We start from the raw sequence: 23,580 nt of genomic DNA on the forward strand, positions 1-23,580 counted from the left end.
CCGGCTACGACGCCGCGGTGCTCGTGGGGCCGTTAGTTCTGCCCGCCCTTGCTGACGTCTGCCGCCGCGTAGCTGACGTCACGCCCCGTGACGTCGACGGTCATCGAGCCGACGTCCTCGATCTCGGCGTCGATCGTATCGCCGTCAGCGAGTTCGCTGACGCCTTCCGGCGTGCCCGTCGTGACGACGTCGCCCGTCTCGAGGGTCGCTCCCAGCGAGGCGTACTGCACGACGTCGGCGCACGTGTACACCATGTCGCCGGTGTTCTCGTACTGGCGGCGTTCGCCGTTGAGTGCGAGTTCCATCTGGAGGTCCTGCGGGTCGTCGATCTCGTCCGCCGTCGTCACGCACGGGCCGATGACGGTGAACGTGTCGTAGGACTTCCGGTTCGAACGGTCCTGGTCGCCCCGCAGCGAGATGTCCAGCAGGATCGTGTACCCGAAGATGTGGTCCCACGCCTCCGCCGCGGAGACGTCCTTGACGTCGTCTTTCATCACGAACGCCAGTTCGACCTCGTGGTCGGTCCGACGGTCGGAGAACGGCAGTTCGATGCCGTGGTCCGGGCCGACGACGCTGGACGGTGCCTTCAGGAAGTATCCCTTGTCCTTGATCGAGAACCACTCGTCGGTGGTGATGTCCCTGTCGGCGAGCGCTTCCTCGATGTGGTTCTCGTAGTTGAGCGGCGCGGCGATGACCTTCCCGGGGCGCCCGACGGGGGAGCCGAGTTCGACGTCGGCGCGGTCGTGGTCGGGGTCCGCGTCGACGTACTCGCTCGCGTCGTAGTCCCCCTCCATGTACTCGACGAGCGGTTCGTCACCGTCGAGTCCGAGTCGCTCCGTGAGGTCGATGACGCCGGTGCCGTCGGCTGTCAACAGTCCAAGCTGGTCGCCGTCGTAGCGGACGAATCGCATGGGAACACGTGCGGCCGAAGTCCCCATAAATGGTGTTGGTTGCCGGAGATGGGCGGCACCCGGTCACCGACTGTCGGGCCAGTCTGTTCAGCGGACGGCGACCGCGAGTGCCTCGACAGGCGTCGGGGGTGCTTCCCGGTCGCCGTTCGGGAGAATCGTCCCGTCCGCGGTCACGTCCATGTCCGAGAGTTGCGTCCGACAGGACGCACCGGGGGCGACGACCGCATCGGCGTCGCTGGCCGAGATCTGATCGCCGAGACGGTCACCGATGGCCCGACTCATCGCGTGGTGTTCGGCTTCGTACCCGAAGCTCCCGGCCATTCCGCAGCAGCCGGAGTCGAGCGGGTCAACGGCGTAGCCCGCTCGTCGGAGGACCCCGACGGCGTGGTGGTCCTTCTTGGTCGCCTTCTGGTGGCAGTGGCCGTGGTAGGCCAGCGATCGGGCGGGAGCGTCGAAGTCGATCCTCTCGTCGAGACGGAACGCGTCGAGGTACTCGCAGACGCCGTACGTGTTCGCGCTCACTGCCTCGACGGCCGACCCGGTCAGGAGGTCGCGGTAGTCGGACTGGAGCATGACCGCGTCGCTCGGTTCGACCACGACGACGTCCCAGCCGTCCGCGGCCCTCGGCGCGAGCGTGTCCACGGTTTCCCGGGCGGTGTCGCGCGCGGCGTCGAGGAACCCCTTCGAAAAGGCCGGTCGGCCGCTGTCGGTTACCGGTGCGAGATTGACGTGCACTCCCGCGGCCTCCAGGAGCGCCACGGCCGCCTTCCCGACGGCCGGATGGCTGTAGTTCGTGTACGTGTCCGGGAACAGGACGGCCCGGCGCTCGGCGTCGTCCGGGTCGATCTGCGGGCCGCGGTCGGCGAACCAGTCCCGCAAACTCTCGCGCTCGAACGTCGGGAGCGACCTGTCGGTCGCGATGCCGACGGTCCGTTCCAGAACGGTGCGTGCGCCGGGTACCGTCGCGGCCCAGTTCGAGACCGGTGCGAGCGCGCTGCCGACGCGAGCGAGGGTGTCGACGTTCGCGAACAGTCGCTCCCGGAGGCCGGCACCGTGGTCCTGGTGGTGGGCGTGGGTCACCTCCGCTTTGAGCTTCGCCATGTCGACCTCGCTCGGACAGTCGTTCGCGCACCCCTTGCAGCCGATGCACAGGTCCATCACTTCGGTGACGAACTGGTCGTCGGTCGGGTCCTCGGGCAGGTCGCCGCTCATCGCCTGGCGGAGGAGGTTCGCCCGTCCGCGGGTGGACGTGATCTCCTCGTCGGCCGCGCGGAACGTCGGGCACATGACGCCGCCCTCGGACTGGTCGGTCCGACAGCCGGCACAGCCGTGGCACAGTTCGACCATGCCCCGCATGCCGTTCTCGTTGTCCCACTCCAGGGCGGCGTCGAAGCCGGCGTCGAACTCGTAGTCCGGGTCGAACCGGAGGTTCTCGGTCATCGAGACGTCGCCACAGACCTGCCCGGGGTTGAGTCGCCAGTCCGGATCGAAGGCCGTCTTGAGGTCGCGGAACGCCTGCCAGAGCGTCTCCCCGTAGAGTTTCCGGTTCCACTGGGTCCGGGCCCGACCGTCGCCGTGTTCGCCCGAGACGGAGCCGCCCAGTTCCACGACCAGGTCGGTCACCGTCTCGCCGATGGCCGCCATCGCGTCGAGATCGGTCCGTGACTTCGTGTTGACCAGCGGCCGGACGTGGAGGACGCCCGGCCCGGCGTGGGCGTAGAACGCCGCGCTCGTGCCGTGTTCGGCCAGGGTGGACTGGAACGCCGTGACGAACTCGGCGAGGTGTTCGGGCGGAATCGCGCAGTCTTCGAGGAAGGAGATGTGTTTCGCGTCGCTCGTCCGTCCCAGGAGAATGGGCTGGCCGGCCTTCCGGAGCTTCCAGAGCCCGGCCCGTTCGTCGGCGTCGTGGGCCACCAGCGCGTCGAAGGCGCGGCGTTCCTCGTCGGTTTCCGTATCCTCGTCGGTCTCCGTATCGCTCCTCCCGTCAGCGTCGTCCCCTTCGTCCGCTCCGTCCGATCCATCCGCTCCGTCCGCGACCCGGTCGGCACGGAGCGCTGTCACCTGTCGGCGACCGTGGGACCGGTCGTCGGCGTAGAACTCGACGAGGAGCGCGGCGCGCGTCCCCTGCGGGAGTTTCGCGACCGTGTCGGCGAACTCGCTGGTGTCGGCCGCCAGGTCGATGAGGGTGTCGTCGACGAGTTCGACCGCTGCGGGGTCGTGGGCCAGGACGGCGGGGACGTCGCTGACCGCGTCGACGACGCTATCGTACGTGAGCAGGGCGACGGCCTTCGTCTCGGGGAGCGGTTCGAGCGAGACGGTCGCTTCGGTGACGACGGCGAGCGTCCCCTCGCTCCCGGCGAGCAAGCGTGCGAGGTTGACCCGTCCGGACTCCCCGTACTCGCCCTCGGCTTCGGCGACGAGGCGGTCGAGGTTGTAGCCGGAGACGTTCCGCTTGAGGTCGGGAAAGCGCTCGTGGACCGCCGCCGCGTGGTCGTCGACGACGGTGACGACGCCCGCGGCGATACGATCTACCAGGTCGTCGCTCTCCGGGTCGGCCCGCGCGCGAAGGTCTTCGACGCGCTCCGTCCCCAGGGTCGTCACCGTCCCGTCCGCCAGTACCACCTCGCACTCCTCGACGTAGTGGTCGGTCTTCTCGTAGACGAGCGAGTGGGCGCCCGTGGAGTTGTTTCCGATCGCACCGCCGACGGCGCTCCGGTCGCCGGCGGCCGGGTCCGGTCCGAAGGTCAGGCCGACCTCGGCGGCGCGGTCGTTCAGGTCGGCCAGTACCGTCCCGGCCTGGACCCTGGCCGTCTCCGCGTCCCGGTCGAGACCCAGTATCCGGTCCATGTGGCGCGTGAAATCGAGGACGACGGCCTCGTTGACGGCCTGGCCAGCCAGGGAGGTGCCGCCACCGCGCGGAAGGACCGGGATCCCCTCGTCCGCACAGTACGTGACGACGGCGGCGACGTCCGCCGTCGACGTCGGGAAGACGACGCCGACCGGCGTCACCTCGTACGCCGAGGCGTCCGTCGCGTAGAGTTCGCGCGTGTAGGTGTCGAACCGGACCTCCCCGTCGACGCGCCGTCGCAAGGCCGCGACGAGGTCTGGGCGCTCGACCTCGTCGGCGACGTAGTCGTAGTTCGACCGATCGTCCGTCGCGGCCGGCACGCGACGGCCGTCGCTGTCGCTGACCGCACCCTCGTCGCTGTTGGGCATGTACGTGTCTCTGTGGCAAGGAGGAACTTATACCCCCTGTTCGGCCACCGCGACGATGCCCGCAGCACGTCTCGAATCCGGGCCGGGAATACTGTCCGAATCGGCGTTCCCCGTCGCCGCACTCCGCCGCCGGGGGCGGTCGATACGTGAATTTATTACGGTTCGGGGGACAGTACCACCCATGGTGTTGCAGACCGACCTGGAGACGGCAGTAGAGGCCGCCGACGACGTGCCGCCCGCGTCTGACGTCTACGAGGCGGCGGCGGACATCTCCGTCACGGACGTGTTCGACGACGAATTCGTGGCGGCGCACACGCCCTTCGACACGTTCGACGAACTCGTGGCCGCCAGTCCCGCCGATGCGACGTCGGCCGACGAACTCGACACGGTTCCCGACGGCGCCTGGGACGAATTCGTCGCGGAACGAACCGACTTCGAGGACGAGGAAGCGATGGTGTTCGCGGCCCGCGACCACTGGGTCGCGAAGCGACTCGGTGTCTAGCTGCAGCGGATCGGCCATCCTCGCGGCCGTCTATTCGGGCGATCCACTGTCGTTGCGGCTGGTCTCCCGGGGCCGCTCGCTCCGGTCGGCGAACGAGTGATAGTGGTGGTTGTAACTTTGTACCGGCGTTCGACGTGGCCAGTGCCGACGAACGTCGGTACGGGCGTACAACCACCACGATGATTCGATACCGTGACGCAGAAGCGGAGACCCAGGGGAGACGTCTTCGACTCAGTAGTTGCCGGTCGACACGATCGGCGGTGCACCGTGGGGGCCGTAGGGCGCGTCGTCGAGGTACTCCCCGGCGACCTCGAAGTGGTCGGCCAGCGACGCGGCTGCCTCCTTGCGGAGGACGGTCTTGGGGTCGTCTCCCTGGAGGTACTCCAGGGCCTGCCCCGCGGCGTCGATGTTGTACTGGGCGGCCCGCTCCCGACGTGCGGCGAACAGTTCTATCTCGTCCCGGGCGACCGCGTCGGAGCGCGCACGGTTCGCGACCGCGATGGCGGACGCGGCCTCGTCCGCGTCCGCGATGCCGGAGTTCATCCCGCGAGCGCCGAAGGGCGCCAGCAAGTGTGCGGCCTCGCCCGCCAGCAGCACGCGACGGTGGTCGTCGACGAAGCTATCGGCGTGCACCTGGAGGAACTTGTAGGTCGATATCCACGTGAGGTTGTCCTCGTACGCTTCGCCCAGGACGGTGCGGATGATCGCCCGCATGTTCTCGTCACTGCAGAGCTCCTCGGGGTCGTCGTCCGGGAGGCACTGGATGTCGAGGCGCCAGCCGCCGGTGAACGGCACGAGTAACACGTTTCGACCGCCGACTTCGGGGTGGTCGTAGTGGAACAGCCGTTCGTTCGGGTATCCCTCGCCGTCGATCTCCTCGACGTCGGCGACGATGAACGAGTTCGCCGACTCGTCCCCGTCGAAGGTGGCACCGATCTCGTTCCGGACGGTGGATCCGCCGCCGTCGGCCCCGACGAGATACTCGGTCTCCCACGCTCTCCCGTCCGTCGTCTCGACGCGGACGCCGTCGCCGTCGGCGTCGACCGTCTCGACCTCGGACTCCCAGTGGATCTCTATCCCGCAGTCGTCGAGCGCCTCGTGCATGTACGCCTCGGTGCGGACCTGCGGCACGCTCGTAAAGTGCGGAATGTCGCCGTAGCCACCGGGGGAGTCGTACGTCCGGGAGAACACCTCCTTGCCCCGCCAGCAGGTCCGGCGGGTCGGCCAGACCATCCCTTCGTCGACGAGGTCCATCCCGAGCCCCGGGTGGACGCGTTCGAGCGTCCGAAGCGTCGAGCCGTGGACGTAGATCGCTCGACTTCCCGACCTGTCCCGGTCTTCCGGTTCGGCCTCGAGGATCGTCACCGGCACGTTCCGGGCGTGCAGTGCGAGGGCCGTGGTCATGCCGACTGGTCCAGCCCCGACGACGACTACTGGCTGGTCGCGAGAGTCACTGCTCATTGGGACCGTGTTACAGTTGCCACGTGTTAGCTATTTTGGTTCCGTCACCGGGTACTGTTCAGGTACGGCCCGCAGAACGAGCGAGGACTGGCGCTCGGTACCAGTGCCGGACCCGGCCGCTCGGCTAGCTCGGTGGTCTGGACTGACTTACATTTTCCGTGGCGACGGCCGACGGCGCAACTGCCGATCGAGTTCAGTATCGACCTAGACTCGACAGAACTATCGAATTCTAATACTAGAACGAACTTTGACAATTTCGGCGTCGATCCCTGCCGACCTGTCGTGCGTAACCGGTCTCGCAAAGCCGGTACGCCGTTCCGGGACGGAGATCGCAGAATCACGTCGCGGTCGACGGAGCCGTGATTCAACTCGATGCCGTCGGACTCTGGCCGGCCGCTGCCGTCGACCTCTCGAGGACCGAATTCCTCGAACACTCACTAAAATGGGTGCGAAGCGGCGCGTCTGGCGACCGATTCCTCCGCCGGATCCGCGCGAAAAACGGCGTCTGCGATGCCGCACTTTTCCAGTGATCACACCGCGGCTTCAGGCGACGTTCGACTGATCGATCTCCGGTTTCAGCACGGGCGACGTGGAAATCGGGACACGGTAGAAAAATAAGGATTCTGCCAGGACTTGGTATAGAACAGACTTCGATCAATTTCGCTGGCCGCCCGACCGCTCGGTCGTCGGTGTCGGCTCGTCTCCGACGGGTTCCACGGGCTACGTCTCGGACCGGATGGGCGCACTCGCCAGCCCGTCCGGGTCGGCGTCGCTGGCGAGTTCGAGGGTCACGTGCCAGCGGTCCTCGCGACCGACGACGCGGACGCGCGACAGCGGCCAGTCGGGCCGGCGGCGGAACAGTTCGAAGACGACGGGCAGTACTGGGAGTCTGCCGTTCCGTGGCGAGAGCGCGTAGTCGGTGACGTCGACGGCGACGGAACGGCTCCGGTCGGGGCGGTCGGTCGCGGTCGGTTCGCAGGCGTAGTCGGCGAGCAGTCCGCGGTCACGGAGCGCCGACATCGTCGACGCGACGGGATCGACCGCCGACTCGACCGGGACGTATCGCGTCGCGGCGTCTGCGAGGACGTCGGCCTGTTCGGTGGGCGAGAGCCGTTCGTCCAGCTCTGCGGCCATACTCTCGAGCAGCCGGAGGCAGAGGTCGTCGGGGTCGGCGACGGTCTCCGCGAGGTCGAAGTAGGCGTCCATGACGGTGCTCTCGACGTCGTCGTACCCCTTCTCGGACAGCGTCTCGAAGACGGCCGCGGCGACGCGGTGACAGAACTCGACGAGCAGTCGGTGATCGGGCGCGTCCGCGCTCTGAGCGCGTTCGGGGGCGGACGCCGCTCGCACGGCGCTCTCGCCATTCCCGTCGACGTCTCTCGGCCGGTGTAACGGGCCGTTGTCCTGGCAGACGATCAGGTCGTAGTAGGGGAGTCGCGGGTCGTACCGCCGGAGTGCGGCCCGGTACTGTTCGGTGGCTTGGGCGGCGGCGATGGCGGTTCCTCGATCCTCGAACCGGGCGGTCTCGGCGGGGACCGGCCGGTCGCCGGTCCGGCCGCAGACGAGGACGTACTCGCCGTCGTCGCTGGCGAGGTCCTCGATGTGTCGGCGGATCTCTGCGAGTGTGGTTCCGACCATGGTCTCGTGGTGGCGTATTCGGGTGTCGCGTTCGACCGGGCTACGGACGTGCGATCGAGGGCAGTTCGATCAGACGGTACCGGTGACGACGTCGGCGACGCGCTGGCGGTCGAACAGCCGTTCGTCCTCGGGAACGTCGACGATAGACCCCGGCCATTCGCCGAACTCGTCGGGGTAGAGCTGTTTCGCGAGCGCTTCCGCGGAGAAGAGGTCGACGATGGGACCCATGTACTGGCCTCCGGTGCGGACGACGTTCCCCTTCCGGACGGCGCGGAGTTCCCCGAGCGTCTCGTGGTCCTGGGCGGTCCGGAGCAGCTCCCGGAACTCGTCGTCGTCGACGTAGGAGAGGTGGCCGATGACGCCGATATAGTCGGGATCGGCGTCGAGCAGTGCTTCGACGCCGATCGGTCTGAACGGGACGTAGGAATCCCCCTCGAAGGCGTTGTCGACGCCGAGCAGACGGAAGGATCGCGCGTCGTTTCGCGGCGCGTCGATGTTGGCCGCGTAGAACGTGCCGTTCTCGGAGTCGAATCCGAAGTTGAACGCGGCGACCGTCGGCGCGTCGTCGCCCGTGGGTACCCGTGACTGGACGTCCGCGTAGAACGATTCCTTCAGCGCTACCCACGCCTCGTACTGCTCGCGGCGCTGGAAGATCTCCGCGACCTTCTCGAAGGCCTCGTAGAGCGTGTAGTAGGGGTCCCGGCCGCCGAAGGGGAACCGGATCATCGACCCTAGCAGCGGCGCGACGTTCGATTCGATCTCCCGGAGGTCCGCGTCGTCCCACCCAGAGTACTTCTTCAGCAGGCGCGGGTCCATGAGGTGGACATCCGCGTCGACCTCGTAGAACACCTCCTTGTCGTACTGCGATTCCGCCGACTCGCCGAGCGTCTGTACCGCGTCGGCGTCGAACTCGACGCCCGGGAGCGCGTCGTAGTACTTCAGCGGGAGGCGGTCGAAGGCGGCGACGGCTTTCGGCTGGATGCCGAGCGCCATCGCCATGTCCATCCAGGCGCCCGGGATGGTCGCGTACGTTTCCGGGACCGACTCGAAGGTGTGGGTTCCGGCGGGGTTGATGGTCACGTCGTAGGGCGTCTCGGCGTCAGTCCGAGTCGCCGGCGGCGTCGCTGACGCCGTGTCGGTCTCGGACGCGTTCCAGGCGGGGCCGTCGCCGCTGCAACCGGCGAGTAATCCGCCGCCGATGACGACGCCGCCGCCCTTGATCGTCTCTCGTCTGGTGGGAACGTGGTAGGTGTCGATTCCGCTGGCCATATTTTTAGGCCGGCCTAAAAACACATAACTGTTTCCCAATACGTCCGTCCGGCCGTCTGCACCTCTAATTTCGCCGGTCGTCGTGCGGGATCGACTGGTTCAGAGGTCGCCGTTCCGGATGTCCGCGACCCGCTGTCGGTCGTAGAGACGTTCGTCCCCGAACTCATCGGGAAACAGTTGACGCGCGGCTCGTTCGGTCTTCGAGAGATTGCTGATCGGGCCCTGGTACATCCCGCCGGCTGGATACACCGCGCCGTTCTGGACCGCACTGAGCTGGCTCGCCGAACTGTGTTCCCGGAGATAGGCACGGTAGGTGTCTTCGAACTCGGATTCCGTCCGGTACTGGTCGGTGTAGAACAGCAGTACCTCGGGGTCGATCTCAAGCAGGGCCTCGTAGTCGATGGACCCGCGGTCGGAGGTGAAGCTCTGGACGTCCGACCCCGCGAACGCGTCGCTCACCCCGAGCGTGTGCCAGTGCTCGTACGCCGTCGTATCGCCGAGCCGATACGGGTAGTACTTCTCGGGCTCCGTCGACCCGGGCGAGACGAGTGCTACCTCGGGGCGTTCGTCCTCGAGCGGCAAGCGTTCCCGGATCCGCGTAGTGGTTTCGTCGCGGAGGTCGCGAAGCGCCCGGTAACGGTCCGTCCGGCCGAACACCTGGGCCACCTTCTCCGTGGCCTCGTTCAGGCTATAGTAGGGGTAGTCCCCGTGCCAGGGGTACGTCGAGAAGCTGGTGTTACCGCAGAACGGACCGACGTTCGCCGCGATTTCGTCCACGTCCGCCCGATCCCAGTCGGGGATGAGGTTGATCATGTAGTTCGGGTCGACGAAGTGGACGTCCGCGTCGATGTCGTAGAGCAACTCCTTCGAGATGCCGTCCTGCCAGAGCGAGGTCGTCCCGTCTTTCGCCGTCGAGAGTCCGGGGATGTCCTCGTAGTGCCACGTCCGGTACTCGCCCGTGAGGACGACGGCACTCGGCTTGTCCAGCCCGAGTGCGACGCCCATGTCGGCCCAGCTCGCGTTCTCGGCGACCCAGGTCTCCGGGACTTCGGGGAACGTGACCTGGCCCGCCGGCTGTATCGTCACGGAGTACGGACCGCGGGCCGCCGTGGTGGTCTCCGTGGCCGATTCCGCCGTCGCCGTCTCGCTCAGCGCGTCGGTCGCCGTCGACTCAGCCGTCGACGGGGCTTCCGAATCGGTCGGTTCGCTCGACTCGCCCGCGCCGGCACAGCCGGCCAGCAGCCCGCCGCCGACTATCGCACCGCCGTACCTGATGGCGTCTCGCCGGGTGGCCGAGGCTCGGTCGTCGCTCATTCGTCGCTTCCCTCGGTGGCGATATTCGCGAGTCTGTCGCGGTCGAACAGCTGCTCGTCCTCGGGTATTTCCGGTAACGGCTCGCCGTCGACGTAGCCGGGCCACTCGCCGAACTGCTCGGGGTAGAGCTGCTTGGCCGTCATCTCCAGCCCGAACGCCGTCATGATGGGGCCCTGGTGCCACGCGGCCCCCGAGGCGTACACCCGGTCGTTTTGGACCGCCGAGAGCCGTTTCCCGACTGAGTGGTCGGCGAGCGTCTCCCGGATCTCAGCGACGTTCTGGTACGACGTCGTCCCGGACATCACGAGGAGGACGTCGGGATCCGCTTCGAGGAGTCCCTCGTAGTCCATCCGCCCGATGGCGTTGTCCCAGCTCTTCCCGGCGAAGGCGTCCCGCGGTTCGAGCGGCCAGATATCCGCTCGCCAGATGCCGCGCTCGGCCGTCCGGAACGTGTCGAAGGCGCCGTCGGTGTGCCACACCCTCGCGACGGTGGGGCGCCCCTCCGCCGGCGGGAGGTTCGATCGGATCTGGTCGAGTAACTCGTCGTGGACGGCGGCGATCTGCCGGTAGCGCTTCTGTTCCTGGAACACCGCCGCGACCTTCTCGCCCATCTCCTGGACGGTGTAGAACTCGTACTCGTCCGCTCTCGCCGGCGGTTCGATCCGGCGCGTGCTATAGTAGTTCCCGAACACCGGCCCCAGATCCCGGGCCACGTCGTCCACGTCGTCGCTACTCCAGCCGTCCTGGGAGGCCAGCAGCACCGGGCCGATGAGGTGAACGTCGGCGTCTAGCTCGTAGAAGATCTCCTTGTCCGTCCCGTTGCCGGGGTTGGGATCCGTCAGTTCCTCCCAGTCGAGAGAGACGCCGTCGAGGTGGTGGTAGTAGTTGTTCATCCCGCCGCCGAACATCTCGGGCGCGTACAGCGACGTCAGCGCGTCGCCGTGGCCGACGGCGATGGCCATGTCCGCGTACCAGGGGTAGAACCCCATCACGGTCTCGGGGACGGCGTCGAACTCGACGGTCCCCATCGGGGACATCGTGACGGAGTAGGCCCCGTCGTCCCCGGTGGCCGTCTCGGTCGCCGCCGTCGGCGAATCGGTCGCCGTCGAGTCGGGCGTCGCGGTCGATTCCGACCCGCCATCGCCGGTGCAGCCCGCGAGCAGGCCCCCGCCGACGACCGTCCCGCCGTACTTCACGTACTCTCTCCGCGTCGGCTGCCCGTCTGCGCTCGCGTCATCGCTCATTCATCGACCCCCTCCGTAACGATCGACGCGAGCCGGTCGCGGTCGAAGAGTCGGTCCTCCGTGAACTCGTCGGGGAAGTAGCCTTTCGCGTAGCGCTCGATCATGAACAGGTTGTGCAGCGGGCCGCTGTAGATCGGTCCGCCCCGGAACACCCGGTCGTTCTGGACGGCGGTCAGCTGGCTGCCGATCTCGTGGTCCCTCATGTAGTCGACGACGCTTTCCTCGAACGCCTCGCGGGTCAGTCCCTCCTCGTGATAGCGGACGAGCAGGGAGTCGGGGTCTATCTCCAGCATCGCCTCGTAGTCGATGGCGCCGGAGTCGCTGGTCGAAAGCCCGTCGATGCCGGTGCCGGAGAAGGCGTCCGAGAGGCCGAGCGTGTGGAAGTGTTCCTTGTTGGCGCCGTTGCCGGACACGCGGTACGGGTAGAACTTCTCCGGCTCCTTGCCGCCGAACACCAGCGCCGCGTTCGGTCGCTCGTCGGGCGACGGGAGACGAGACTGGACCGTGGCGACCAGTTCCTCGTGCATGGACCGGATCGCCTCGAAGCGCTCGCGTTCCTGGACGATCTCGGCGACCGTTTCGAAGGCCTCGTACAGCGAGTAGTACCGGTAGTCGTGCCACGAGTCGGTCCGGCGGAAGATGACGTTGCCGAGGAACGGCGCGACGTTGTCTCGTATCTCGTCGAGGTCGCGCTTGTTCCACGCCTGGAACCAGTCGGTCAGCGCGTGGGGGTCGATCAGGTGCAGGTCGGCGTCCATCTCGTAGAACGGCTCCTTCGAGACGCCGTCGTTCCAGAGCTGCGTGAGCCCGGAGAGGTCGACGGACACGCCGTCGAGTTTCTCGTAGTGCGTCGTCTTGTATCGATCCCGGTACCAGATGGACTCGACGGCGTCGCCGTGCCCGAGTGCGACCAGCATGTCGACGTAGTCCGCGGTAAAGGGCGCGATGGACTCCGGGACGCCGTCGAACGCGACGGTCCCGACCGGCTCCATCGTCACCGAGTAGGACTCGTCGTCAGTCGCGGTCCGCGTCTCCGTGTCGGCGTCGGTGGTCGTTTCGCCGGCCGGCGTCGAGGTCCCGGCGTCGCCGCCATCGCCCGAACAGCCCGCCAGCAGCCCACCGCCGACCACTGCGCCGCCGTACCTGATCGCATCTCTGCGCGTCGGCCCTGTCGTCGTCTCCTCCGCGTCGTTCTCACTCATGCTTCGAACTCACCCGTCACGATGTCCGCGACTGCCTGGCGGTCGAACAGTTCGGCGTCGCCGGTCACCTCACCGAAGACGTCGGGATAGATCTGTTTGGCGGCCCGCTCGGTGAGGAAGAGATTGTGGATCGGTCCCTGGTGGAGGTAGCCGCCGCGGTAGACGCGGCCGTTCTGGACCGCCGTCAGCTCGCTTCCGACGGGGTGGTTTCGCATGTAGTCGAGGACCACGTCGCGGAACTCCCGGGGTGACTTGCGTTCGTGGCCGCGGACGAGGATGACGTCGGGGTCGATCTCCAGCAGGTTCTCGTAGTCGAGTTCGCCCCGGTTGGTGGTGCTGAGGTTCTCGATGTCGGTGCCGACGAGGGCGTCGGGCACCCCGAGGTCCCGCCACTGCTTCTTGCTCGTGCCCCGGTCGTCGAGACGGTACGGCGAGAACGTCTCCGGTTCGTCGGTCCCCTCGAAGGTGAGGAAGACGTCCGGGCGCTCGCTGGCGGGCGGCATCTCCGACTGGATGTCAGCGATAAACTCGTCGTGGAACGATTCGAACGCCCGGTACCGCTCACGTTCCTGGAACACCGTCGCTACCTTCTCGAAGGCCTCGTATAGGGTGTAGTACCGGTAGTCGTGCCACTCGTCGGAGCGACGGAAGATCAGGTTGCCGACGAACGGCGCCACGTTCTCGGCGATCTCCTGGACGTCGGACTCGCTCCAGTCGAACCAGTTGACCAGCATCTGGGGATCGTAGAGGTGGACGTCGCAGTCGAGTTCGTAGAACTCCTCCTTGGTCCGGACCTCCGGGTACTGCTCGAGGCGCTCTTCGTCGACGTCGACGCCGGGGAGTTCGTCGTAGACAGACGTGTAGTACCGGTCGATCCCACCGATGCCCGCCAGCCCGTCGGCCTGTCCGAGGGCCACGGCCATGTCGGCGAACGCCCCGCAGTAGGCGACCCACTGTTCGGGGACGGACTCGAAGGTGACCTCGCCGGCCGGCGCCATCGTCACCGAGTACGACTCGCCGGCGGTCGCTGACTCGGTGGTGGTGGTAGTGGCCCCGTCAGTCGACGCGTCGGTAGCCGCAGACCCGTCAGCCGCCGTGGTCGCCCCGTCGCTTCCTCCGTCTGATCGTCCCGTACAGCCGGCCAGCAGTCCGGTCCCGGCGACAGATCCCCCGTAGCGGAGACACTGCCGGCGTGTCGGCGTGAACTGGTCGTTCTGGTCTCTTGCCATACCGATTTAGGCAAGCCTAAAACTCTTAACCGCTTCGATCTTTTGGCGAGCCTAAAAACGGCTCGTTCACTCAGCGGCGTCGACTTCCTCACGAATTTCGCGTGCGCGTTCGAGGACGAGGTCGTCGTCGAGGTGGGCCAGCAGCCGTCGCTGTCCCCGTTCGGCGCGAGCCGATACCTCGGATTCGGTGACGTAGGTGTCGAGCCGTCGGTCGATCTCCCGCTCGCGCAGTTCGACCAGCCTGTCTTCGTCGAGGTCGTGATCCGACGGCAGCCGCTCCGCGAACCACTCGCGCCAGCGGTCGCGGTCCGCCCACTCGTTGTCGCGCTGGGCCTCCCGCCGGACCCAGTCGTAGTGGTCGACGAACGCCTCGGGATACCTCTGCTCGCGCCGGCCGGCGCCGACGACGGCGAGGCCGACCCGCGCACCGCGACCGGCCGCGATTATCGCCTGGCGGTCGGTCTCCGCCGATGGCGAGGCGACGTAGAGCCCGTCGATCGGCGTCGTTCCGTCGTGGTCGGCGTAGTCGCGGTCGAAGTGCTCGTGTTCCTCGCCGCCGTGATCGTGGACGTCGAACATCGCGTCGCCGTCGAGCGGCCGGAGGTACTCGCCGTCGTACCGCGTCGCCGCGACGACGTAGTCGGCGGTCCGCTCACGCCCCTCCTGGGCCGTCACGACGAACCCGTCGCCGTCGTCGGCCCGCTCGACCGACTCGACGAGGTCCGTGACGAACTCGCAACCGGCCTCCTCGGCGTGGTCGTGCATGAGGCGGTACAGCGTCTCGATGTCCACGCCGGCGGGGAAGCCGAGGTAGTTTTCGAGGTAGGCGCACTGCTTGAGCGAGGACCGGCCGCAGTCGAAAACGACCGTGTCGAGGCCGTAGCGGGCCGTAAATATGCCGGCCGAACAGCCGGCGGGGCCGCCGCCCACGACTACGACGTCGGTGTCAGACGTCACCCGCGATCACCTCGCGAACCCGCTGCCGGTCGAACAGCCGCTTCTCCGCGGGGACGTCCGGGAACCGTTCGGCTTCGAACTCACCGAACTCGTCGGGATAGAGCTGCTGGGCGACCATCTCGGTCTGGAGCAGGTTGACGAGCGGCCCCTGAGACCCGAAGGCGCCGGGGTAGACGTCACCGTTCTCCACGGCCGTGAGCTGGCTCCCGACGGGGTCCGCGGCCATCGGTTCGACGTACCGCTCGCGGAACGCGGCCGCCGAGAACGTGTCCCCGTCGTCGGTCGTCCGGATCTCCCAGTGGACGACGATGATCTCGGGGTCGATCTCCACCAGCGTCTCGTAGTCGATCGTCCCGCCCTCGACCGTCTCGGTCGAGAACGCGCTCCCCACGTCGAGGTCGCGGTAGGGCTTGGTCTCCACGCCCTCGACCTGCGTGTGCATCGGGTAGAACGTCCCCTCCCGCGGGTCGGAGGCGCTGTTGACCAGGGCTATCTCCGGCCGTTCGTCCGCCGGTGGGAGGCGCGATTGGACTGTCTCCAGGAGCGAGTCGTGGATCTCGGCGATGGCCTCGTAGCGCTCCCGTTCCCGGAAGAGGTCGGCGAGTCGCTCGAAGGCCTCGTACAGCGAGTAGAGCCGGTAGTCGTGCCACTCTCGGCGGCGGAGGATGTTGTTCCCGAAGAACGGGGCGACGTTCTCACGGATCTCCTCGGTGTCCGACTCGTCCCAGCCGGCGTCCCACCCCGTGGCGTGCATGTAGTTCGGGTCAATCAACACGACGTCGGGGTCCCGTTCGTAGAACACCTCCTTGTCCCAGTTGGACGCCGAGAGCGCCGTGGTCTCGGCCTCTGGCGGAACGTCGAGTCCGAACGGGTCGAACAGGAATCCGGGGATCATGTTCGTCGCGGTCTGGAACCCTTCGCGCTGGCCCAGCGCGAAGGCCATGTCGGCCCACTCGCCGTTGTTGACGATGTACGTCTCCGGGACCGATTCGAAGGTGACACAGCCGACGGGCTCGATGCAGGCGTCGTACGGTTCGTCCGTTTCCGGGGTTCCCGTCGCCGCGTCCGTCGCCGCAGCGCCGGTCGCGGTCGCGCGCTCCTCGTCCGCCGTCGTCGCCTTCGCGTCCTCGCCCGACCCGCTACAGCCCGCCAGGAGTCCGCTCCCGACGACCGCGCCGCCGTATCTGACCCATTCACGTCTCGTCGGTCCCGTCCGCGTCGCGTCGTCTCTGGCCATGGTTTTAGGCCCGCCTAAAAACATTTAGTCGTTTCGGACCGCCCTTCGGCCGAATAAACCCGTCCAGTCAGCGCGGGGCGCCGCACCGCGGACACATCGGCGGGCCGGGCTCCGGCAGCGCGAGTCCACAGTGAGGACACTCGCCGTCGGCGTCCGGCGCGGCGATCGCCTCGGCGATCTCCTCGGTCTGCTCGCGTATCGCCTCCGGTGATCCGACGTCGGCCACTCGCCCGCTCGGTGCCTCCTCGCCCTTCACTGCCCGGGCCGCGAACCGCGCGCGGTCCGCCACGAAGCCCTCCTCGTCCCGCAACTCTTCGAGGCGTGGCGCTGCTCGGGAGCGGTCGGCGTCCGTCGAGTGGGCGAGCACGCCCAGGGCCTCGGCGGCCCGTCCCCTGACGTAGTCGTTCTCGTCGGCCAGCCGCGCGACGAGCGCGTCCCGCGTGTCGGCGATGGCTTCGGGCGAGTCACACGCCACGACGACGAGCGCCGTCGCCAGGTGGTACCGGACGAGGTCGCGGTCGTCGTCGAGGTGCTCGGCCAGCGTGTCCGCGTGGTGTCGGATCCGGCCGGGGTTCCCCAGCGCGACGTGTTCGAGCGCCTTCGCCAGCTTCACGGTCACCTCCGGCTCGTCGAAGGAGAGCCCGACCCGCAGGTCCGCCAGCACCTCCGGCGAGAGGGCGTCGTCCGGTCGCTCGACGGCGACGTACCCCAGCGCCTCGGCCGCCCGGGCCCGGACGTAGTAGAACTCCGACTCGTCGGCGAGCCGGTCGGCCAGCGCCTGGGCGACGGGGGCGACGGCGCCCGGGTCGCCCTCGGCGACGGCGACGAACAGCTTCGCCGTCGAGAGGCGCACCGCGCGCTCGTCGTCGGCGAGGAACCGCTCGAGCGCCGGCGCGACCGGTCCGACCGCGGTCGGGTCGTCCTCGGCGACCGCCCTGAGCGACTGGAGTTCGGCCTTCCGCTGGTCGACCGGTGCCGTCGCGAGCGCGTCCGCGCGTTCCAGTGCCCGCTCGTGGTCTCCGTCGGCGACGAGTTCGGGGAGTCGGCGGCCGGGAGACGACTGGTCTGAGGAGTCCACGTTCGATTGTCTCACTACCGGGGTTGGCCCACCACCCTTAGAAACGTACCGGCGTCCTCGCCGGCTGGTTTCGATTCCGCAACGGCCATACCCGCCGAGCCGGTACCCGGTCACATGTCGCCGGTACGGCGTCTCGTCCCCCTCCACGCGGCGAGGGACCTGGTCGTCGCGGACCCGCTCCTCCTCGCCGTCCTGGCCGTCGCGGGGGTCGGTGCGAGCGTCGTCCTCGGTCTCGCCCTCGCAGTCTTCGTCCGCCGCCGCTCCCAGTCCTACCTGCTGGTGACGCTGGCGGTGGCGACGCTGCTGGCCCGGACGGTGGTCGCCTCCCTGTCGCTGAACGGGACGTTGAGTCCGAGCACGCACCACCTGGCCGAACACGGCCTCGACGTCGCGATGGTGGCGCTGGTCGTCGCGGCCGTCTACTCGGCCCGGCGGGTCGAGCGCGGAGGTGGCGTCCGTGAGTGAGACCCGCGAGCGGATCCTGGCCACCGTCGAGGCGGACCCGGGCATCCACTTCCGGGGGCTGGCCCGCTCGCTGGACCTGGCGCCCGGCCAGGTGCAGTACCACGTCCGGGAGCTGCGCGGGTCGGACGCGGTCGTCGCCGAGGACCACCGCGGACGGACTCACTACTACCTGCCGACGTACGACCCGTGGGAGCGGCGAGCGATAGCTGTTCTGCGCCGGGAGACGGCCCGGGACGTCGTCGCCGCCCTCCTCGAACAGGACGAGCGGCGCCCGGCCGAGGTCGCCGACTCGGTCGGCGTCGCGCGCAGCACCCTGGAGTGGCACCTCGACACCCTCGTCGAGGCGGACCTCGTCGAGAAGCGCCGCGACGACGGGGGCCGCGTGACGCTCGCGCTGACCCGACCCGCAGAGACGGGCGAACTCCTGGCCCGGGTCGCGCCCTCGCTGGCCGGCCGCCTCGTCGACCGGTTCGAACGGCTCTTCGACGCGCTCGTCGAGGACGCGTAGCGGGGTCGGCGAGCGCCGAGCCGTCCGGTCGTGGTCCGCTGGCCCGCCGTTCGACGGCTGTACCAGAAGGGTCTTTTCTCGCAGTAGACTACAGGCGACCTAATGGGACGGACCGACCGCGGCGTCTCGCGCCGCGACTTCGTCAAGGCGGCGGTGGCCATCGGCGGAACCAGCGCGCTCTCGGCCTGCCTGGACCGCGAGGGGGCGCCCGACCTGGACACTGGACCCGAGGACCTCTCCGCGCTCCCCGCTCGCCAGCACGCCTGGAACGAGGCGCTCTCCCGGGACGATCACGGCAACGTCGTCGCGGCGCGCCACCACGTCCTCCTCCTGCTGGAGTATGCCGGCGAGGGAACGCCGGGCGACGCCGACCGGGAGACCGTGGAGAAAGCGCTCCAGGGGCTCGAACGCGCGTACCCCCGGAGCAACGAGGGACTCCTGTTCACGGTGGCGTACTCGCCGGCGTACTTCGACCGGTACGACGCCTCCCTGCCCGACAGCGTCGACCTCCCCCGGCCCGAGGCGCTGGCGCCGTTCGAGGACCCCGAACCGGACGAACCCGACGCGCTCGTCCACCTCGCCAGCGACTACGGCCAGGTCGTCCTCGGGGCCGAGGAGGCCCTGCTCGGCGAGCGCGGGACGCTGAACGGCGTCGAAATCTCCTCCTTCGGCGACGTCTTCGAGCGTGCGGACCGCCGGACGGGATTCGTCGGCGCCGGCCTCCCCGCGGCAAACCAGGACGTCGACGGCATCCCGGACTCGGAACCCGTCGCCGAGGACGCGCCGCTGTTCATGGGATTCAAGTCCGGCTTCGAGGCGAACCAGGCCAGCGAGGACCGGGTGACCATCCGAGAGGGCCCCTTCGCCGAGGGCACCACGACGCACCTCTCGAAGATCCAGTTACACCTCGACCAATGGTACGAACAGGACAGCCGCTACCAGCGCGTCGGCAAGATGTTCAGCCCGGCCCACGCCGACGAGGAAAAGGTCGAGGGCGTGGGGAACAACCTCGGCACCGACAGCGGCCTGGACGGGAGCCAGGACCGGACGCTCGAGGACGCCCGGACGAAGGGGATGGTGGGTCACACGCAGAAGTCCGCACGCGCGCGTGACGAGAACGACTCCCCGCTCATCCTCCGCCGGGACTTCGACTCGACCGACGGCGGCGAGGCCGGCCTCCACTTCCTCTCGCTCCAGCGGACTATCTCGGATTTCGTGGAGACCCGGGAGGCGATGAACGGTACCGACGTGGCCGACCAGTCGGCGGTCGGCACCCGCAACAACAACGGCATCCTCCAGTACCTGACCGTCGACCGGCGGGGGAACTACCTGGTGCCGCCCCGCGACCACCGGGCCCTGCCGCGGCCCGACCCCTGATGAGAACGGGGCCGGGAACGGCGGTCGCTGGCTCCCGTTCCCATTCCCGTTCCCGCTCCCGTCCTGGCCTTTTCTAGAGGTGCACCAGATCCCTCATGAGGGCGAACGAGTAACCACCGCCATGGACTCGCGTCAGTGGACGAGACGAGATCTGTTGCGCGGTATGGGCGTCGTCGGCCTGGGCTCACTCGCTGGCTGTAGCGGACTCCTCGAAGAGCAGTCGACGAACCGGAACCCGTCGGTCGTGGAGAACCGCCCGGACGCGATCTACCGTCCGAGTCACGTCGAGGGGATGGAGATGATCGGGATGCGGGAGGCGGGCGGTCGGATGGTCGGGCTGATGTACGCCTACGCCCACCGTTTCTGGACCGTCACCGGGACCGTCACCGAACTGGTACCCCCTGGCGGCGACGTCCACCTCATGGCCAGCGTCTGGGACCCCGACACGGGCACCGTCCTGCCGGTCGGGACGGGCCTCTCGGTCGAGATTCGCACGGACGGCGAGCGCCTCCACCGGCGCTCCCCGTGGACGATGCTCTCCCAGAACATGGGCTTTCACTACGGCGACAACTTCGCGCTCGACGGCGACGGGACCTACACCGTCACGGTCCAGACCGGCTCGGTCGGCGTCGACCGCGTCGGCGGCTTCGCCGACCGGTTCGGCGAGTCGGCGACGGCGGAGTTCGAGTGGGAGTACAGCGCGGCCGCGCGCAACGAAATCGCCTTCCAGACGCTGGAGGACGCGGGCGATCGCGGCGCGCTCGCCCCGATGGAGATGGACATGATGCCCCTCTCGTTCGCGCCGTCGGCGGACGACCTGCCGGGCCAGGTTCTGGGAACCGCGGAGGCCGGCGACGTCCACTTCGCCGCCACCGTCGTCGACGGCGACGAGGGCGACGTCCTGGCCGTCTCCCCGCGGACGCGCTACAACGGTTACGTCCTCCCCGCGATGTCGCTATCGGCGACGCTGTCGCGGGGCGGTTCGACGGCGTTCGACGACATCCTCACCCAGGCCGTCGGGCCGGATCTGGGGTATCACTACCGGGCCAGCGTGGACGCCGTCGAATCCGGCGACGAACTGACGATCACGACCGACTCGGGCCCGCAGGTCTCCCGTCACGAGGGTTACGAGACGGCGTTCACGGGCGTCCCGGACGTCTCGATTACAGCGGAATGAGGCCGATTCACCGCCCACCGAAAAGTAATCGTTAAACGTCGGGCCTCCCCACCCTCCGATCATGCAACGACGAGCCGCGGCGATTTACTTCGTGTTCTTCCTCGTCGTCGGTGCGGCGGCCTACGCCTACATCGGCGTCGCCCAGTCGAGCCAGCAGCCCGCGTTCACCGTCGACGGGCCCACGCTCGCGGGCAACGAGAGCACTACTATCGACGGGACCGAGTACACCGCCGCCGAGGTCGGCCACGAGTCCAGCGGCGGCGGTGGCGGTCACGGCGGTGGCGGCGGCGAAGGTGCACTGGTCGCGACGCTCGAGTGGACCAACGAGTCGGCCCGCCAGACCGCGACTCTGGAGAACGAGTCGACGGTGACCTACCAGGATACCTCCTACACCGTTCTGGTCCCCAACGCGTCCGACCCGTCCTCGTTCACCCTCCGCGAAGAACTGAACGTCTCGGCCATCCTCGCGAACGACGACGCGGTCGAGAACACCGTCGCTACCCGCAACGACACCGAGTACGTCGTCTACCGCGAGAACGACTCGCTGCACCCGCTCGCGGAGTACCTCCCCGAACCTGACACCCGCCAGTTCGCCACCGGTGACACGTACCAGTACGAGGGCAACGAGACCACCGTCGCCGAGGTGGCCTCCAGCGGCGTGACCCTCGAGTGGACCGGTCCGGTGGCCAACTCCGAGGAACTCCAGGAGGGGACCAACGTCACGCTCGCCAACGGCGAGCAGTACTTCGCGCACTTCCCCGACGGTCAGGACGAGGAGGTCATGCTCGTCCCAAGTGACCAGTATCCGAGATACCAGGCGACGATCGAGCAGCGCGACTACCTCGACGAACGGGTCAACGGTCTCTGGGGAATCGTCATCATCAGCGGCTCCGCGGCCTTCCTCATCCTCTCGATGGCGTACATGCCCCACCGCGGCTGATACGGGCCGTCGCGTCTCTCTTCGCCCCGCAGTATTCGATTTCGCTCCCCTTCTCGCGCCGTCGATTCGTCTCACGCAGCGACCGCTCTGGGACGGTCCCGCCACTCTCTCGAAAACCAGCTTCGCGACGGCGCGTGCGTTACTCTCGGCCGTTCCAGCTCAGGGACGCCAGGCCGGCGCCCAGCGCGACCGTCGCGAGCGCACCCACGAGCTTGAGTGCCACCGCCAGCGTGTCTGGGTTCGTCGTCCACGGCGTCCCCACGACGGTGGACAACCCCACCAGCACGAGGAACGCACCGACGGCGATGCCGATCGGTTCGAGTTCGTCGTCGAATCGCTCCGTGAGAGCGTTCGTGTTCATACACGTCGCCTCGGCGCTCACCGTGGTAAATCAATTGGTCCAGCCCGCCAGCCGACGGTCTCCGACGAACGAGGGCTGCGCTCTCTGACTCGGGCCGTTAATTCATCTCGCTCCTCTCGTGTTCTCCATCCGAAACGTTACAACTGCGGAAATGCTATTCGGTAGCACAGAACACGGATGAGTCCCGACGACCCAGTTCACGACGTCGGTACGCTCTCCCTCGACGCGTGCCTCGAGTTGCTGTCGAACCGGCAGCGGCGCGTCATCCTGGAGTTCTTTCTCGATTCGGAGACGAACCACGCCTCGGTAGACGAACTGATATCCGAGATTATCAACGAAGAGGCGAGTCGCACCGGGGAACGCCCCGGCCACGACGCGGTGGCGTCTACCATGTTCCACGTCCATCTCCCGAAGTTCGCCGACGCCAACGTCCTCGAGTACGACACCCGCCACCTCGAAGTCCGATACCGGGGTGATCCCCTGATCGAAGCGGCCTACGCGAAGATCCAGGAGATCGAATAGCGGCCTCGTTTTCGGACACGACACGGGCCGAAACTGCCGTTCTCGACGCCCGCCGTCGCCTGGTCTTTATGCCCGCTGCCATCGTACCAGCGAGAATGAACGAATCGTCTCCCGCGACCGTCGAGGCCGACGAGAGTGTCATCGCACCGGGCGTCTCTCGCTTCGGCACGAAGCGTGTCAACTGGTACCTCGTCGAGGGCGACGACGGCGTCCTCGTCGTCGACGCGGGCGTCCCCGGTCCACTGGCCGCAACTGCTCTCGGGACTCGCCGACCGAGGGTACGGTCTCGACGACGTGGCAGCGCTGGTCCTCACCCACGGCCACGCCGACCACGTCGGCTTCGCCGAACGCCTGCGCGAGACCACCAGCGTTCCAGTGTTCGTCCACGAGGCCGACGTCGGGCTTGCGCAGGGGACCGAGGACGTCTCTGTGGGCGACGCGCTCGTGAATCTCTGGCGACCGGCCGTGCTGGCGCTCCTGTTCGAACTCGGTCGCAACGGCGGGCTGTCCATCCCGCCGGTCGAGGAGGTCCAGACGTTCGCGGACGGCGACGTCCTCGACCTGCCCGGGTCGCCGGAAATGATCCACGTCCCGGGGCACTCCGCCGGTTCGTGCGCCCTCTTCCTGCCCGACCGCGACGTCCTCCTCTGTGGCGACGCGCTCGCCACGCTCGACCTGACGACCGGCCGCGAGCGCGGCCCCCAGATCATGTCGCTGTTCAACGCCGACGGAGCGCGTGCTCGCGCCTCACTCGACCGACTTGCCGGTCTCGGCGAAGTGACGCTGCTGCCCGGCCACGGCCGCCCCTGGCGTGGTGAGATGGACGAGGCGGTTCGGCTGGCGCGGAGGCAGTGACGAGTTTTGCGACGAGCAAACCGCGAGTCGCAAAAACACGGGCCGAGAGGGAGTGAGCGAACGCGTAGCGTTCGCGAACGTCGATGGGCTCGCGGAGCGAGCCCATCGGAAGTTGAA

General features: G+C 68.0%; 21 protein-coding genes. 8 read left to right on the plus strand and 13 right to left on the minus strand.

Features of this window, described 5'->3' with window-relative positions:
* Positions 1 to 32: 32 nt before the first annotated feature.
* Positions 33 to 911: a fumarylacetoacetate hydrolase family protein gene (locus BM337_RS19745; protein ID WP_089819248.1), complete on the minus strand. Its 879-nt coding sequence runs from the start codon at positions 909 to 911 to the stop codon at positions 33 to 35.
* Between the two features lie 87 nt (positions 912 to 998).
* A complete protein-coding gene (locus BM337_RS19750; protein WP_089819250.1) occupies positions 999 to 4,127 on the minus strand; it encodes an FAD-binding and (Fe-S)-binding domain-containing protein in 3,129 nt (1,042 codons plus the stop codon).
* 181 nt (positions 4,128 to 4,308) lie between these two features.
* Here BM337_RS19750 and BM337_RS19755 point away from each other — a divergent pair, with 181 nt between their 5' ends.
* A complete protein-coding gene (locus BM337_RS19755) occupies positions 4,309 to 4,629 on the plus strand; it encodes a hypothetical protein (protein ID WP_089819251.1) in 321 nt (106 codons plus the stop codon).
* Between the two features lie 231 nt (positions 4,630 to 4,860).
* Here the strand turns inward: BM337_RS19755 and BM337_RS19760 are convergent, their stop codons facing one another.
* The 10 genes from BM337_RS19760 to BM337_RS19805 form a co-directional block, all read right to left on the minus strand.
* Positions 4,861 to 6,090, minus strand: coding sequence for an FAD-dependent monooxygenase (locus BM337_RS19760; RefSeq protein WP_089819253.1), 1,230 nt, complete (start codon positions 6,088 to 6,090; stop codon positions 4,861 to 4,863).
* A gap of 720 nt (positions 6,091 to 6,810) precedes the next feature.
* Positions 6,811 to 7,728 carry a DUF7551 domain-containing protein gene (locus BM337_RS19765; RefSeq protein ID WP_089819256.1) on the minus strand — a complete coding sequence of 306 codons (918 nt, stop codon included), beginning with the start codon at positions 7,726 to 7,728 and terminating at the stop codon, positions 6,811 to 6,813.
* A 69-nt stretch (positions 7,729 to 7,797) separates the two neighbouring features.
* Entirely contained in the window at positions 7,798 to 8,997 is a 1,200-nt protein-coding gene (locus BM337_RS19770) for an ABC transporter substrate-binding protein (RefSeq protein WP_089819258.1), read from the minus strand.
* A 99-nt stretch (positions 8,998 to 9,096) separates the two neighbouring features.
* Complete coding sequence (locus BM337_RS19775; protein ID WP_089819260.1) at positions 9,097 to 10,311, minus strand: ABC transporter substrate-binding protein; 1,215 nt, start codon at positions 10,309 to 10,311, stop codon at positions 9,097 to 9,099.
* Positions 10,308 to 11,555 (minus strand): ABC transporter substrate-binding protein, encoded by a 1,248-nt coding sequence (locus BM337_RS19780; protein WP_089819262.1) that lies wholly within the window; start codon positions 11,553 to 11,555, stop codon positions 10,308 to 10,310. The genes BM337_RS19775 and BM337_RS19780 overlap by 4 nt, the downstream gene beginning before the upstream one ends.
* Positions 11,552 to 12,757 (minus strand): ABC transporter substrate-binding protein, encoded by a 1,206-nt coding sequence (locus BM337_RS19785; protein WP_089819264.1) that lies wholly within the window; start codon positions 12,755 to 12,757, stop codon positions 11,552 to 11,554. Before BM337_RS19785 ends, BM337_RS19780 begins: the two co-directional genes overlap by 4 nt.
* Positions 12,754 to 13,986 (minus strand): ABC transporter substrate-binding protein, encoded by a 1,233-nt coding sequence (locus BM337_RS19790; protein WP_089819266.1) that lies wholly within the window; start codon positions 13,984 to 13,986, stop codon positions 12,754 to 12,756. Before BM337_RS19790 ends, BM337_RS19785 begins: the two co-directional genes overlap by 4 nt.
* Before the next feature lie 66 nt (positions 13,987 to 14,052).
* The gene (locus tag BM337_RS19795; protein ID WP_089819268.1) at positions 14,053 to 14,943 is read right to left on the minus strand and encodes an FAD-dependent oxidoreductase; all 891 of its coding nucleotides are present in this window, start codon (positions 14,941 to 14,943) and stop codon (positions 14,053 to 14,055) included.
* Positions 14,933 to 16,180 carry an ABC transporter substrate-binding protein gene (locus tag BM337_RS19800; RefSeq protein ID WP_089819270.1) on the minus strand — a complete coding sequence of 416 codons (1,248 nt, stop codon included), beginning with the start codon at positions 16,178 to 16,180 and terminating at the stop codon, positions 14,933 to 14,935. Before BM337_RS19800 ends, BM337_RS19795 begins: the two co-directional genes overlap by 11 nt.
* Positions 16,181 to 16,247: 67 nt before the next feature.
* Complete coding sequence (locus tag BM337_RS19805) at positions 16,248 to 17,258, minus strand: HEAT repeat domain-containing protein (protein ID WP_089819468.1); 1,011 nt, start codon at positions 17,256 to 17,258, stop codon at positions 16,248 to 16,250.
* A 114-nt stretch (positions 17,259 to 17,372) separates the two neighbouring features.
* Here BM337_RS19805 and BM337_RS19810 point away from each other — a divergent pair, with 114 nt between their 5' ends.
* The 5 genes from BM337_RS19810 (at position 17,373) to BM337_RS19830 (ending at position 21,725) form a co-directional block, all read left to right on the plus strand.
* Complete coding sequence (locus BM337_RS19810) at positions 17,373 to 17,723, plus strand: DUF7471 family protein (RefSeq protein WP_089819272.1); 351 nt, start codon at positions 17,373 to 17,375, stop codon at positions 17,721 to 17,723.
* Entirely contained in the window at positions 17,716 to 18,231 is a 516-nt protein-coding gene (locus tag BM337_RS19815) for a winged helix-turn-helix transcriptional regulator (RefSeq protein ID WP_089819470.1), read from the plus strand. Before BM337_RS19810 ends, BM337_RS19815 begins: the two co-directional genes overlap by 8 nt.
* 102 nt (positions 18,232 to 18,333) lie before the next feature.
* Complete coding sequence (locus BM337_RS19820) at positions 18,334 to 19,608, plus strand: DUF7405 family protein (RefSeq protein WP_089819274.1); 1,275 nt, start codon at positions 18,334 to 18,336, stop codon at positions 19,606 to 19,608.
* A 163-nt stretch (positions 19,609 to 19,771) separates the two neighbouring features.
* The gene (locus BM337_RS19825) at positions 19,772 to 20,785 is read left to right on the plus strand and encodes a DUF7350 domain-containing protein (protein WP_245778715.1); all 1,014 of its coding nucleotides are present in this window, start codon (positions 19,772 to 19,774) and stop codon (positions 20,783 to 20,785) included.
* Positions 20,786 to 20,846: 61 nt separating this feature from the next.
* Positions 20,847 to 21,725: a hypothetical protein gene (locus BM337_RS19830; protein ID WP_089819278.1), complete on the plus strand. Its 879-nt coding sequence runs from the start codon at positions 20,847 to 20,849 to the stop codon at positions 21,723 to 21,725.
* 139 nt (positions 21,726 to 21,864) lie between these two features.
* Here BM337_RS19830 and BM337_RS19835 read toward each other — a convergent pair whose 3' ends face one another.
* Entirely contained in the window at positions 21,865 to 22,086 is a 222-nt protein-coding gene (locus BM337_RS19835; protein WP_089819280.1) for a DUF8123 family protein, read from the minus strand.
* Positions 22,087 to 22,263: 177 nt separating this feature from the next.
* Between BM337_RS19835 and BM337_RS19840 the strand changes: the two genes are divergently transcribed.
* Both BM337_RS19840 and BM337_RS19845 read left to right on the plus strand, forming a co-directional pair.
* The gene (locus tag BM337_RS19840; protein WP_089819282.1) at positions 22,264 to 22,608 is read left to right on the plus strand and encodes a DUF7344 domain-containing protein; all 345 of its coding nucleotides are present in this window, start codon (positions 22,264 to 22,266) and stop codon (positions 22,606 to 22,608) included.
* 174 nt (positions 22,609 to 22,782) lie between these two features.
* On the plus strand, positions 22,783 to 23,463 hold the full coding sequence (locus BM337_RS19845; RefSeq protein ID WP_177227768.1) for an MBL fold metallo-hydrolase: 681 nt from the start codon (positions 22,783 to 22,785) through the stop codon (positions 23,461 to 23,463).
* Positions 23,464 to 23,580: the final 117 nt, after the last annotated feature.

The sequence above is a fragment of the Halomicrobium zhouii genome (assembly GCF_900114435.1).
Classification (GTDB): Archaea; Halobacteriota; Halobacteria; order Halobacteriales; family Haloarculaceae; genus Halomicrobium; species Halomicrobium zhouii.